The sequence below is a fragment of the Aeromonas sp. R5-3 genome, assembly GCF_040908225.1.
Lineage (GTDB): Bacteria > Pseudomonadota > Gammaproteobacteria > Enterobacterales > Aeromonadaceae > Aeromonas > Aeromonas dhakensis.
The window spans coordinates 182,093-195,240 of sequence record NZ_JBFODH010000008.1 but is presented as its reverse complement, the minus strand read 5'-3'; the positions used below and the strand labels follow the sequence as shown (position 1 = coordinate 195,240).

At 66.3% G+C, this 13,148-nt stretch carries 11 protein-coding genes; 9 read left to right on the top strand and 2 right to left on the bottom strand.

Going from position 1 to position 13,148, the window contains the following annotated elements; genetic code table 11:
* The first annotated feature begins 55 nt into the window (after positions 1–55).
* Genes AB5Y95_RS03770 through AB5Y95_RS03755 form a run of 4 tightly spaced genes read left to right on the top strand, consistent with a single transcriptional unit; the run spans position 56 to position 5,179 of the window.
* Positions 56–1,375, top strand: a complete 1,320-nt coding sequence (locus AB5Y95_RS03770) for a lipopolysaccharide biosynthesis protein (RefSeq protein ID WP_368159534.1) — start codon at positions 56–58, stop codon at positions 1,373–1,375.
* Entirely contained in the window at positions 1,363–2,751 is a 1,389-nt protein-coding gene (locus AB5Y95_RS03765) for an O-antigen ligase family protein (RefSeq protein ID WP_368159533.1), read from the top strand. Before AB5Y95_RS03770 ends, AB5Y95_RS03765 begins: the two co-directional genes overlap by 13 nt.
* Entirely contained in the window at positions 2,748–4,013 is a 1,266-nt protein-coding gene (locus tag AB5Y95_RS03760; protein ID WP_368159532.1) for a glycosyltransferase family 4 protein, read from the top strand. The genes AB5Y95_RS03765 and AB5Y95_RS03760 overlap by 4 nt, the downstream gene beginning before the upstream one ends.
* Positions 4,010–5,179, top strand: coding sequence for a glycosyltransferase family 4 protein (locus tag AB5Y95_RS03755; RefSeq protein ID WP_368159531.1), 1,170 nt, complete (start codon positions 4,010–4,012; stop codon positions 5,177–5,179). Before AB5Y95_RS03760 ends, AB5Y95_RS03755 begins: the two co-directional genes overlap by 4 nt.
* A gap of 44 nt (positions 5,180–5,223) precedes the next feature.
* Here the strand turns inward: AB5Y95_RS03755 and AB5Y95_RS03750 are convergent, their stop codons facing one another.
* Positions 5,224–6,096, bottom strand: a complete 873-nt coding sequence (locus AB5Y95_RS03750) for a LysR family transcriptional regulator (protein ID WP_219325676.1) — start codon at positions 6,094–6,096, stop codon at positions 5,224–5,226.
* A gap of 157 nt (positions 6,097–6,253) precedes the next feature.
* On the opposite strand from AB5Y95_RS03750, the gene AB5Y95_RS03745 reads away from it, so the two are divergent.
* Together AB5Y95_RS03745 and AB5Y95_RS03740 are read left to right on the top strand one after the other, a co-directional pair.
* Positions 6,254–7,687 carry a glycoside hydrolase family 1 protein gene (locus AB5Y95_RS03745; RefSeq protein WP_368159530.1) on the top strand — a complete coding sequence of 478 codons (1,434 nt, stop codon included), beginning with the start codon at positions 6,254–6,256 and terminating at the stop codon, positions 7,685–7,687.
* A gap of 243 nt (positions 7,688–7,930) precedes the next feature.
* Positions 7,931–9,241: an HD-GYP domain-containing protein gene (locus AB5Y95_RS03740; protein WP_368159529.1), complete on the top strand. Its 1,311-nt coding sequence runs from the start codon at positions 7,931–7,933 to the stop codon at positions 9,239–9,241.
* Here the strand turns inward: AB5Y95_RS03740 and AB5Y95_RS03735 are convergent.
* Positions 9,238–9,993 (bottom strand): SDR family NAD(P)-dependent oxidoreductase, encoded by a 756-nt coding sequence (locus tag AB5Y95_RS03735; RefSeq protein WP_368159528.1) that lies wholly within the window; start codon positions 9,991–9,993, stop codon positions 9,238–9,240. The two genes, AB5Y95_RS03740 and AB5Y95_RS03735, sit on opposite strands and share 4 nt — an antisense overlap.
* 125 nt (positions 9,994–10,118) lie before the next feature.
* On the opposite strand from AB5Y95_RS03735, the gene AB5Y95_RS03730 reads away from it, so the two are divergent.
* The 3 genes from AB5Y95_RS03730 (at position 10,119) to AB5Y95_RS03720 (ending at position 13,101) form a co-directional block, all read left to right on the top strand.
* Complete coding sequence (locus AB5Y95_RS03730) at positions 10,119–11,072, top strand: LysR family transcriptional regulator (RefSeq protein ID WP_042889003.1); 954 nt, start codon at positions 10,119–10,121, stop codon at positions 11,070–11,072.
* A 160-nt stretch (positions 11,073–11,232) separates the two neighbouring features.
* Complete coding sequence (gene nfo / locus AB5Y95_RS03725; RefSeq protein ID WP_368159527.1) at positions 11,233–12,078, top strand: deoxyribonuclease IV; 846 nt, start codon at positions 11,233–11,235, stop codon at positions 12,076–12,078.
* Positions 12,079–12,111: 33 nt separating this feature from the next.
* Positions 12,112–13,101 (top strand): Gfo/Idh/MocA family protein, encoded by a 990-nt coding sequence (locus AB5Y95_RS03720; RefSeq protein WP_368159526.1) that lies wholly within the window; start codon positions 12,112–12,114, stop codon positions 13,099–13,101.
* Positions 13,102–13,148: the final 47 nt, after the last annotated feature.

Below are 13,148 nucleotides of genomic sequence, written 5' to 3'. Positions count from 1 at the left end.
GCATTGGCTGACCACAGATGACCCAAGATCCGTTGCCTGGTGGCTGGGAGGCCCTATGAGACTCGGAGTAAACCAGATAGCCATGCTCTATTACGCCGCCGGCCTCTTGCTGATGAAGGGGATCTCCCTGCTGATGCTGCCGGTGCTGACCCACCTGCTAGCGCCGCGGGAGTATGGTCAGCTGGAGGTGCTCTTGACCATCATCAACCTGGGCTCCCTCATCCTGGGGTTCGGGCTGGTGGACGCCCTCTATCGTTTCGCCGGGATGGCAGCAGATGAGGGCGAGCGCAAGCAGGTGGTGGCGCGGGTGTTTGGCCTGGTCTGGCTCATCGCCCTGGCCAGCCTGGTGCTGCTCTGGTGGCTGGCGCCCCTGGTGCAGCGGCTGCTGCCAACCGAAACCCGCCTTGCCGATGTGCGCTGGGTGCTCAGCGCTTTGCCGTTCGAGGGGGTGATCGGGGTGCCGCTGGCCTGGCTGCGGATGCGCAATCAGGCCCGTCTCTTCTTCATGGCCACCGCCGGCAAGGCGGTGATCCAGTCCCTGCTGACCGCCTGGTGGCTCTGGCTTGGCTGGGGAGTGAGCGGAGTGCTTGCCTCCGGCACCCTCACCTGTGTCGCGCTGGCGCTGCTGCTGAGCCTCTGGCAGTGGCGCGATGGCGGCATCCGCTTTGACTGGCAACACTACCGCCCCCTGCTGCGCTACGGCCTGCCGCTGGTGGTGAGCGGGCTGGCGGGCTTTGCCCTGAGCGGGCTGGATCGCTGGCTGCTGGCCGAGCACGTCGGCGAGGCGCTGCTGGCCTACTACGCGGTGGCGGGCAAGCTGGCGCTGGCGGTGGGGCTTCTGCTGCAGCCCTTCGCCCTCTGGTGGTATCCGCGCCGCTTCATGCTGCTCAAGGAGCCGGACGGCCTGCGCCTCAACGCCCACTACAGCGTGCTGGGCTCCGTGCTGGGGTTTGCCACCGCCGGGGTGGTGGGGCTCACCGCCCCCCTACTTATTCGCTGGCTCACTCCAGAGAGCTATCACGGGGCCATCGCCTATATCCCGCTGCTGGTGCTGGGGATGGCGGTGCGCAACGTTTCTGATCTGCTCAACGTCGGCTGCTTCAGCGGGGAGGAGAGCAAGGCCCAGATGGTTATCAATCTGGGATGCAGTTTGCTCGGCGTCCTTGGCTTTTTGCTTGCCATTCCGCGTTTCGGGGTGGCCGGGGTGATCTGGACCCTGCTGCTGGTCTACCTGGTGCGGGCGCTCGCCTTCTATCTGGTGAGCCAGCGGTTGCTGCCGCTGCCTTACCGCCTCTCGGCGCTGTGGGCGAGTGGTGCCGGCTCCCTTGCCATGATGTGGCTCGGCCAGTGGTGGGCAGGGCAATGGGCCGCCTGAGCCACGCCCTCTGGGGGCTGACCGCCACCCTGCTGGTGGCCGGGCTCTGGTGGCGGCTGCCGCACCCGCTGCTACTGCCGGTGCTGGGGCTGGCCATTCCCGCCATCTGGTTTGCCCTGCGCTGGCCGTTTCTGATGGTGCTGGGGTTCGTTACCTTCTCGTTTTTCCGGCTGCACGAGGTGTTTCCCCAGCTCTATCCCCTCAAGATCCCGCTGCTCTTCTCGCTGGCGGCGATCGGCGCCCTGATCTGGCACACCCTGCTCACCGGCCGCATCAGGCCCTACTGGAGCCAGCCCCTCAGCTGGTTGACCGCCTTTTTCATCGTCGTCTCCATCGGGGTGCTGTTTGCCAGCAACCGGGGGGAGGCGATCGCCACCTGGACCGGCAGCTACAGCAAGATCTACCTGATGACGCTGGCCACCGCCTGGCTGGTGAGAAGGCCAGAGGACTTCGCCCTGGCGGTGCGGGCCTTCGTGGTGGCAGGCTGCATGGTGGCGCTGGTGGCGCTCTACAACAAGAGCAGCGGCATCGGGCTGGTGGAGGGGACCCGGGTCACTATAGGGCGCGAGCTCGGCTCTGTGCTGGGGGATCCCAACGATCTGGCGCTGGTGCTGCTGTTTCCCGCCGGCTTCTCCCTGAGCCTGCTGCTCAACCGGGGCAACGGTCTGGCCGGGCGCATCCTGGGGGCGGTGGGGTTCGTGCTGGTGGCCGCCGCCATCATCGCCACCCAGAGTCGAGGCGGCCTGCTCGGGATCTGCGCGGTGAGCGGCCTCTTTGCCTGGCAGCGGGTGCAGTCGAAAACCGTGCTGATCCTGTGCGGCACCCTGGCGCTCTTGGTGCTGTTCGCCGCCGCCGGGATAAGCGACAGGGCCTCCGGCGGGGCGGCGGAGAGCGGGGTGGATGCCTCGGCCATGGGGCGGCTTTATGCCTGGCAGGCCGCCTGGGGCATGGCGCTGGCCCATCCGCTCATCGGGGTGGGGCTCTCCAACTTCTACTACAACTACTTCTTCTACAGCCCCCACTGGGACGGCCTCAACCACGCGGTGCACTCCACCTGGTTCGGGGTACTGGCGGAGACCGGCTTCGTGGGGCTGACCCTGTTTGTCGGCATGGTGGCGGTGACCCTCTACCGGGCGTGGCACTGCCGCCTGGATGGCATGCCTCCTGCAGTAGTCACAGCCATGCAGGGGGTGATGGCGAGCATGGTGGGGTTCGTCATCTCGGGGTCCTTCCTGACCCAGGGCTTTACCTGGCCCATCTATCTGGAGCTGTCGCTGGCGGTGGCAGCCATCAAATATGTCCGGCAGGCCAGGGAAGCGGAAATGGCCATGGCCGAGGCGGAGCGGGATAAACAGGAAAAGGGAGCAGAGTCATGAGCGCAACCCCCATTTTGCTGGTGCATTACGGCGAGAACTGGATCCGTGGCAGCGAGCGCTGCCTGCTGGATCTGCTGGCCCACCTCGATCGCAGCCGCTTTGCCCCCCTGCTCTGGTGCAACAGCCAGCAGCTGGCAGAGGAGGCCGCCCTGCTCGGGGTGAAGGCGGTGGTCGAGCCCTTTGCCCTGCTGCTGGGCTGGCAGTCCCCCCGCTTCGATCTGGCCGCCCACCGGGCCCTGTGCCAGCGGGCGCAGGCGCTGATAAGCGAGCACGGCATCACCCTGGTGCACGCCAACAGCGCCGCCCCCTGCCAGTGGCTGGCCGGGGTGTGCCGCAAGATGAAGGTGCCGCTGGTGTGCCATCTGCACGCCCGTTATCAGCCCAGAGACAGGTTTACCCTGCGGGTGCATCAGGCCAACGTGCTGATCGGGGTGAGCCAGCCGGTGCTGGCCCCCTGGCGGGAGGATGGCTGCGAGCACAGACGGCTGGTTCACATCGCCAACGGGGTGGATGGGGGGCGGCTCAATCGTGACGCGCCTTGGCCCGTCAGCAGCCTGCCCGGGCTGCCGGCGGGGGAGCTGATCCTGGCCACCATAGGGTCGCTGATCAAGCGCAAGGGGGTGGACTTGCTGATCCGCTCCCTGGCCGAGCTCTGCGCTCAGGGGGGCAAGGCGCAGCTGCTGGTGATTGGCAGCGGCCCCGAGCTGGCCGCGCTCACGGCATTGGCCGCTGAACTGGGAGTGGCCGAGCGGGTGCACTTTCTCGGCGAGCGGCCTGACAGCGCCGCCATCCTGCGCGGCGGGGTGGATCTGCTGGTCTCCGGTGCCCGTGAGGAGGTGTTCGGCCTGACCCTGGCCGAGGCCGGCACCCTGGGGCTGCCGGTCAGTGCCTATCGGGTGGGGGGGATCCCTGAGGTGGTGGAACACACGGTGACGGGCCTTCTGGCCGACCCTGGTGATTGGCGCCAGATGGCTGCCCACTGGCAGCGGCTGGGCGATGCCGGATTGCGCTACCGGCTGGGGCGGGCGGGGCAATTGCGCGCCAGCCAGCTGTTCACGGTCAAACGCTATGTGGAGAAGGTGAGCGAGCTCTGGTCGGCGACCCTCTCGGGGCGCTGGGACAATCCCGCGCTCCCCCCCTATGGGCGCATGGTGCGCTGGCTCGGCCAGCGGCTGCTGGCCAGGGTGGGTCTGGCGGGGGAAGGGGAGCTGCTTGGCGGGCGCAGGGCGGCGATCGGGTCGGATGAAGGAGCACCATCATGAAGTCGCACCATGAGTCGACTGCTGGCAAGGCCGGGCAGGGGGAGACGCTGCTGGTGGTGGATCCCATCTCTTTTCGCGGCGGCTCCAAGGTGGCCACCGAGGTGATCCTGGCGGGGTTGGCCGACCGCCTGCCGGCCCTGGCGCTGCATGTTTTGACGCCGGACTTGGACTCCTGGCCCGGATGTCGTCACCATTCGCTCTGGGTGCCCGCCCTGCTGCGGGGGCGCGAGTCGGGCTTGGGGTATCTGCTCAAACAGGGGTGGCAGACCCTGATGATCCTCTGGCTGATATGGCGGCTGGGGGAGGTGCGCGGCCTGCTGGCGGCCTCCGGCCCCGGGGTGGATCTCTGCTGTTACTGGGCGGCTCGGATCGCGGGGATCCCGGTGGTGCAGCTTATTCACGGCCCGGTGGGCTGCTCCGGCATGTCGGCAAGGGCCCTGTGGCGCGCCAGCCAGGTCTTCTATCTGGAGGCCGCCCGCCCCTCGCTCTCGGCCCTGATCGCCCGCCTTGGCGAGCGCGACTTTCCGCCCCGCTGGCAGCCCTTCATCAACGGGCTGTGCGAGGCGAGCTGGCCCACGGCCACGACCGGCGGATCCGGCATCTTGTGGGCCGCCTCCTTGCTCAAGTGGAAAGGGCTGGAGACCATGCTGGCGGCGCATCAGCAGCTTGCCGAGCCCCGTGCGCCGCTGACCGTCTGCTATCTGCAACCGAGAAACATACTGCAGCCTTGCAGCGAACCCCGGCCAGATCTGCCCGATACCCGCTGGCATGAGAACCCCGGCAACCTTGACGAGATCAGGGCCGGCTGCGGCATCTTCGTCTCCACCAGCCATCAGGAGCCCTTTGGCCTCTCCATCCTGGAGGCCATGGCCGCCGGCCTGTGCGTGGTCATTCCGGCGGATGGCGCCTGGTGGGATCGCCACCTGACCGACGGGGTGAACTGCCGCAAATATCAACCGGACAGCGCCGATGAACTGGCGCGCGTGCTGGCGGCGCTGCAGGAGGCCCCTGCGGTGGCCATGGCCATAGGGGACAATGCCAGGTTGCATGCGGCGGCGCATTACAAGGCGAGCGAGACGGGCAGAGAGATGGTGGCGGGGTTGGCACGACTGCTTGAGCGGGCCGGGCCTGAGTGCGCCGCGAAGCGTCCTGGCCCGGCGCTGTAGCGGCGCGTCACTCCCTGCATCGCGACCTTGCCCGGGCTTTGACCTTATGGCAGGTCCGGCTCGCTCATGCTGGCGACTGTCTGCCAGAAGGCGTCGATCAGCGGCCCCTTGCTGTGGGGCGGGCGAATAAGGCCTATGGTCCAGCAGGCTTCCCCCTCGGTCAGCGGCAGGGTCAGCACGTCCGGGTGCTCTATGGTGGTGGAGGAGGGCACCAGGGTCCAGGCGATATCAGCGGCGGCGGTGGCGACCCCGGCGGCGAAGTCGTTGACGTACTGGATATCGCGAAAACGCAGCCCGCTCTGGGCCAGGTAGTGCATCAGGTGATCGTAAAACGAGGGGGCCTTGTCCCGGCGCAGGATCGCCAGCGGTTTGTCCACCAGATCAGCCAGCTTGCTCACGCCGGCGTAACTGGCGGGCAGCACGGCGACAAAATGGGCCCGCACCACCGGCAGACACGGCCACCCCTTGGGGGCGGGCAGGCGGCAGAAGCCGAGATCCAGCTTGCCTTCGCTCAGGGCCAGCAACTGATGGTGGGTGGAGAGATCGTTGAGCTCTATGGTCACCTGGGGGCGTTCGGCCCGAAATTGCGCGATGGCGGCGGGCACCAGCAGCTTGGTGGCGACCCCGAAGCCGATGCGCAGGGTGCCGCTGTTGCCAGCCAGCACGTCGCGGGCGCTGCGTGCTAGCTGCTCGCTGGCCGCCACCAGGGCGCGGGCATCCTCATAGAGGGCGCGCCCCAGCACGGTGAGACGGGTGCTGCTGGCATTGCGCTCGAACAGCTCGCCGCCAAATTCCTCTTCCAGCCGGCGGATCTGCTTGCTCAGCGCCGACTGGGTGACGTGCTGGCGCACCGCCGCCTGACCGAAGTGCAATACCTCCCCCAGGGTGACGAAGGCCTTCAGATCCCGCAACTCCATGTCGGCTCCTGTGATTCCTGTTTGGAATGTTAAATGGTTAAATTTGTCATTGGACGGAATTTTAGAACTGTTCGATGCTAATGCCAATTCCATTGGGCACCGCCAGTCGGTGCGATCAAGGTGGCCAGCGCCACCGCCGCAGAAGGAGCAACCCCAGATGCATCACCACAAGTTCAACGACTTCCCGCAAGATTTTCTGTGGGGCGCCGCCTCTGCCGCCTATCAGGTGGAAGGGGGCTGGGACGCCGATGGCAAGGGGCCCTCGGTGTGGGATCGCTTCACCAAGCTGCCGGGCAAGACCTTTGAGGGGAGCAACGGCGACGTGGCGGTGGATCACTACCACCGCATGGAGGAGGACGTGGCGCTGATGGCCGAGATGGGGCTCAAGGCCTATCGCTTCTCGGTGAGCTGGCCGCGCATCTACCCGACCGGCCGTGGCGAGGTGAACGAGGCGGGGCTCGCCTTCTATGAAAAACTCATCGACACCCTGTTGGCCCACCAGATTGAGCCGGTGCTCACCCTCTATCACTGGGACCTGCCCCAGGCGCTGCAGGACGAATACGGCGGCTGGGAAGACAGACGGATCATCGCCGATTTCGAGCGCTACTGCGTGACCCTCTACCAACGCTTTGCCAGCAAGGTGAAGTACTGGGTGTCGCTCAACGAACAGAACTACAACCTGACCAACGCCTATCAGCTCGGCACCCATCCGCCTGCAGTGCAAGACCGCAAGCGCTTCTTTGCCGCCAACCACATCGCGTTTGTGGCCAACGCCAGGGTCATCAAGGCGTTTCGCCAGCACGTGCCGGGGGGGCTGATCGGCCCAAGCTTTGCCTATTCTCCCGCCTATCCGGCCTCGTGCGATCCCAAAGACATGCTGGCTTACGAGAATGCCGAGGAGTTCACCAACCTCTGGTGGCTGGATGCCTACTGCTTCGGCCGCTACCCCCAGGCGGCGCTCGCCTACCTGCGGGAGACCGGCGAGGCGCCCCAGATCCTGCCGGGCGATCTCGAGCTGCTGCGCGAAGGAACCCCCGACTACATAGGCGTCAACTACTACTACACCCTGACCTATACCGACAACCCGCTCGGCGGCCAGACGATGCAGCGCATCAACACCACGGGCAAGAAGGGCACTACGCCGCCAAGCGGCATTCCCGGCCTCTACAAGACGGCCCCCAACCCGCACCTGGAGACCAGCAACTGGGACTGGGCCATCGACCCGACCGGGATGCGCATCGCTCTGCGCCGGCTCTCCTCCCGCTACGGCCTGCCGCTGATGATCACCGAGAACGGCCTCGGCGAGTTCGACAAGCTGGCGGCAGGGGACAGGGTGCACGACGACTACCGCATCGACTATCTGCGCAGCCACGTCAAGGCGTGCCAGGAGGCGCTGCAGGACGGGGTCGAGCTGCTGGGCTATTGCGCCTGGTCGTTCACCGACATCCTGAGCTGGCTCAACGGCTACCAGAAGCGCTACGGCTTCGTCTATGTTGAGCGGGACGAGCAGGGGGGCTCCCTGCGCCGCCTCAAGAAGGACAGCTTCTACTGGTACCAGACGGTGATAAGCTCGGGCGGCAAGACACTGTAACCCAATCCATCGCCTCGACGGGCCCCGCCAACTGGCGGGGCCCGTTTTTTTGTCCGTCTGCCGGGCCGACCCGCGCCGCATCCGGGCATGGCACTTGCCGGATTGATCCAACTCATCTTTTTGTCAATTAGCGTGTGCGGATGGCGGCTGCAAACCGGCGGGAGGGGCAATCTGGTTTAGATTCAATATGTTTACGCGGCCCCGAAGAGGGATCTATCACCTTGGCAGAGGTGGAAGCGCATCATGCACCACAACAGCTCTCATCCCCGCTGCGGCGGGCTGGTTGCCCAGCAGGTTGATCTGCGCCAGCTGGTATATGCCCTGTCGGCGTCGCTGGATCTGGTCGGCATCGGCGATGTGGCACACGGCAAGCGGGTCGGCATCATGGCCGCCGAGTGTGGCAAGGCTCTGGGGGCCGGTCAGAGCGAGCAGGCCTGCCTGTTCGAGCTGGGGGTGCTGCACGACATCGGCGTCTCCTCCACCTTTATCCACAGCCATCTGGTCAGCGAGTTCGACTGGGAGTCTTCCCAGCGTCATTGCGAGGTCGGTTACGATCTGCTCAAGGATTTCCCGCCGCTGGCCCCGCTGGCGGAGCCCATCCGCTATCACCATACCCACTGGCATCAACTTGTTCTGCAGCAGGGGGTGACAGCCACGGTGCGGCGCCAGGCCAACCTCATCTTTCTGGTGGACCGGGTCGATGCCCTGGCGGCCTCGCATTATGGGGACGGCTCCCTGCTGATGCATACCCAGGAGATCCGGCAGCGGATCGAGGCGTGCGCCGGCGAGTTCTTCGACCCCGAACTGGTGGCGGCATTTTTGCGGGCCTCCCTGCCGGAGGCATTCTGGCTGCAGCTGGAGGGGCGCGCCATCACCGACTACATGCGCGGCATGCTGAGCGAGCGGGAGCCCTGCCTCACCAGCAACGGCGAGCTCAAGCAGCTGGCACGCATCTTCTCGGCCATCGTCGATGCCAAGAGCCCCTTCACCGTGGCCCACTCCCTCGGGGTGGCCAGGCTGGCGCGGCGGCTGGCCCAATGGATGGGGGTTGAGGAGGGGCGCTGTGAGCAGCTGGAGATCGCCGGGCTGCTGCACGATCTCGGCAAGCTGCGGGTACCCGACGAGATCCTCGACAAGGCGGGAAAACTCGATGAGCGGGAGCGGGCCATCATCAACACCCACAGCTTTGAAACCTATCAGATTTTGCGCCACATTGACGGTTTCGAGGAGATTGCTCTGTGGGCCTCCTATCATCACGAGGAGCCCAATGGCTGCGGCTACCCCTTCCACCTGACCGCCGAGGCGATGCCGCTGGAGGCGAGGATCCTGCGGGTGGCCGACATCTTCCAGGCCATGGTGCAGCACAGACCCTACCGGGCGGGGCTGAGCGCCGACGCGGCGCTCGCATTCTTGCAACAGCTGGCGAGCCAGGGGCGGGTCGATGTCGACGCCGTGGCTACCCTGGCGGCGCACCTGCCCGAGGCTCACCAGGCCGCCAGCGGTCAGACCCAGGCGGCCCAGAGAGACCTCGGTATCGGTGAGCGGACGCCTTAGAGGAACATGCCGCCGGAGGCCTCGATGCGCTGGGCATTGATCCAGCGGCTGTCGGGGGAGAGCAGGGCGGCGATGACGCCACCGATGTCCTCCGGCTGGCCCACCCGGCCCAGCGCGGTCTGGCTGGCGATGAAGTCGTTGACCGCCTGATTGTCCCGCACCACACCCCCGCCAAAATCGGTCTCGATGGCTCCCGGCGCCACCACGTTGACGGCGATGCCGCGCGGCCCCAGCTCCTTGGCCAGATAGCGGGTCAGCACCTCGACCCCTCCCTTCATGGCTGCATAGGCGGCATAACCGGGCAGCGCGAAGCGGGTCAAGCCACTCGACAGATTGAGGATGCGCCCGCCATCGCGCAGAAGCGGCAGCAACTGCTGGGTCAGAAAGAAGACCCCCTTGAGGTGAACGTTGAACAGGGTGTCGAACTGCTGCTCGCTGGTCTGCTCGATGCTGGCGTGAATGCCGATGCCGGCGTTGTTGACCAGAAAATCGAACCGATCCCGCTGCCACGCGCCCAGCTGCTCGCGCACCTGGCTGGCGAAAGCGGCAAAGCTGCTGCTGTCGGCCACATCGAGGGGCAGGGCATAGGCCCTGACGCCGAGGGCGGTCGCCTCGGCCACTACGGCCGCCGCTTCATCGGCCTGACTGCGATAGGTGATGATGAGGTCGACGCCGCGGGCGGCGAGGGCCAACGCCGCCTGTTTGCCAAGGCCGCGGCTGGCGCCGGTGATGAGTGCGATGGGATGGGTCATGAGAGGACTCCTGTCTGTGGTCATGGGCTCGGGATGAGCCGGTGTGATCACTCTATTGCCCGTTGTTGATTGGATAAATAAGGCGATAATGAATGCACTGTTCCGATTAGCGAGACAATGGCGCCATGGATCAACTGGATGCGATGAGGATGTTTGTACGGGTGGCGGAGCTGGAGAGCTTTACCCGCAGTGCCGAACAGTTAGGAGTCCCCAAGGCGACGCTCTCGGCGGCCATCCGCCGGCTGGAGGAGCAGATGGGCACCCGCTTGCTGCAGCGCACCACCCGGCGGGTGCAGCTGACCACGGATGGCCGGCTCTGTTATGCCCGTTGTCAGGATCTGCTGGCGGACATGGAGGAGTTCAACGGGCTGTTTCGCCAGCAGGGGCAGCTGAGCGGCCAGCTGCGGGTGGACATGCCGGGCCGGATGGCCCGCCATCTGGTGATGCCGGCGCTACCCACTTTTCTGGCGGCGCATCCCGCCTTGCAGTTGATGTTGAGCAGCACGGACCGGCGGGTCGACCTGGTGCGAGAGGGGTTTGACTGCGTGATCCGGGTCGGGGCGCTCGAGCCCTCAAGTCTGGTGGCGCGCCCCCTCGGCCACTACCGCCAGATCAATTGCGCCAGCGCCGCCTACCTGGCCCGCTACGGAACGCCCCGCAGCCTGAGCGAGCTGAGCGGCCATCGGCTGGTGCACTACGGCAGCAGCAGCGGGCCCAGAGAGAGCGGTTTCGAGTATCTGCAGGCGGATGGCTCGCGCGCCGTGCTGGCGATGAGCGGGGCGCTCACGGTGAACGACAGCGAATCCTATCTGGCGGCGGCGCTGGCCGGGCTTGGCATCATCCAGCAGCCGCGAGTCGGGGTGGAGCCACTGCTGGCCAGCGGCGAGCTGGTGGCCATCCTGCCAAAGTGGCAGGCGCCGCCGCTGCCCATTCACGCCCTCTATGCCCATCGCCGTCAGCTGGCCCCCCGGGTGCAGGCCTTCATCCAGTGGCTGAGCGGCATCCTGGCGTCAGCGCTGGGCCCTGACGGCCCGCGCGATGGCCTGGCGACGCGGGCAGGGATGGACGCAGCCGATTGATGGCTTGACGCTAATCCCCACCTGCGGCGGGTCTCTCTATGGCTGCCATCGACAATCCCGGTTTGGCGCCGGCCGGGTGGCTTGGCATAATGGCGCCCCACACGGGTTGGCCGCCCCTTTGCTGCGCGGCCAGACCCAGCAACAGTGCAGAGGAGATGTGATGAAATTTATCGGAGCCCACGTCAGTGCGGCCGGCGGGGTGGAGAACACCATCGCCCGCGCTCAGGCCATCGGGGCCAACGCCTTCGCTCTGTTTACCAAGAACCAGCGCCAGTGGCAGGCGGCGCCGCTCTCCGAGACCAGCATTCGCGCCTTCAAGCTGGCCTGCGAGAAGGGGGGCTTTCGCCCCGAGCAGATCCTGCCCCACGACAGCTACCTCATCAATCTGGGTCATCCCGACCCCGATGGCCTCGCCAAGTCCCGCGATGCCTTTCTGGACGAGATGAAGCGTTGCGAGCAGTTGGGGCTTTGCTACCTCAATTTTCATCCGGGCAGCCATCTGAAGCAGGTCCCGGAGGCGGCCAGCCTCAAGCTGGTGAGCGAATCCATCAACTGGGCGCTGGAGCGTAGCGAAGGGGTGACGGCGGTGATCGAGAACACCGCCGGCCAGGGCACCAACCTCGGCTGGTCGTTCGAGCACCTGGCCACCATCATCGACGGGGTGGAAGACAAGAGCCGGGTCGGCATCTGCTTTGACACCTGCCACGCCTTTGCCGCCGGCTACGATCTGCGCACCGCGGAGAGTTGTGCTGCCGTCTTTGCCGAGTTCGACCGGGCGGTGGGTTTCCAGTATCTGAAGGGGATGCATATCAACGGCGCCAAGTGCACCTTCGGCAGCCGGGTCGATCGTCACCACAGCCTGCGCGAGGGGAACCTGGGGGAGGCGGTGTTCCATCACATCATGAATGACCATCGCTTCGACGGCATTCCGCTGATCCTGGAGACCATTGACGAGTCCATCTGGGGCGACGAGATCCGCTGGTTGCGCAGCCTGGCGCAGGCATGATGATTGACCGGCAGAGCGCATAAGGAGACAGGGATGCAAGAGAGAACAAGCGAGCAGCCGCTGCGCTGGGGTATTGCCGGCGCAGGGGCGATCGCCCGCCGTTTTTGTCAGGATGTGAACGGACACGCCAGTGGCAGCCGGGTGGTGGCGATCGCCGCCCGTGATCAAGCGCGGGCGCAGGCCTTTGCCGACGAGCAGGGCTTGCCCCACGCCCATGGCAGCTATCAGGCGCTGGCGGCGGATCCCCTGGTGGAGGCGGTCTACGTGGCGGTGATCCACCCGGAGCACGCTGCCCTGATCGAACGCATGCTGCTGGCGGGCAAGCACGTGCTGGTGGAAAAACCGGCGGTGACTCGCGTCGCAGATTGGGATCGGCTGGTGCGGCTCGCCGCCGAGCGGAGCCTGCTGCTGATGGAGGCGATGAAGGTGATGTGCTTCCCCGCCATGCGCGCATTGCTGGGGCGACTGTCGGCCATGCCAGCCCCCGACAGGCTAAAGGCGGCCTTCGGCTCGGTGCAGACGCGGGACGGCAAGCTGTTCGATCCGGCGCTGGATGGCGGCGCCGCCTGGGATGTGGGGGTCTACCCGCTCTGGCTCTATGCCGCCCTCTGTCACCAGTTGGGGTTGGCGGCGGGTGAGCCCGAGGTCACGCTGTCTCGCCGTGAGGGCGAGGTGGATGAAGCCGCCCGCTTTGATTTTGCCGGCCCGCTCAAGGCCGAGCTGGTGGCCTCCATCGTCGAGGATCTCGACAAGTCGGCCTGGCTGTCCGGGCCCGGCTGGGCGCTGGAGCTGGTGGGCAAGTGGTGGAACCCCCAGCAGATCGTCTGGCTTGGTGGTGAACCTCTGCCGGCCTGGCCCCAGGACATCGCGCTGCCGGTGGCGGGCGGTGGCATGCAGCACGAGGCGGATCACTTTGCCGCCTGCGTGAGGGCGGGCATCACCGACTCCCCCTGGGTGCCGCAGGCACTGACCAGACAGGTGCTGGGCTGGGTCGAGCGGGGATTGCAGCCCGCGAAACGCTGAGTCACAAGGCAGAATGACCAAGGGGGAGAGCCAGGGCTCTCCCTCTT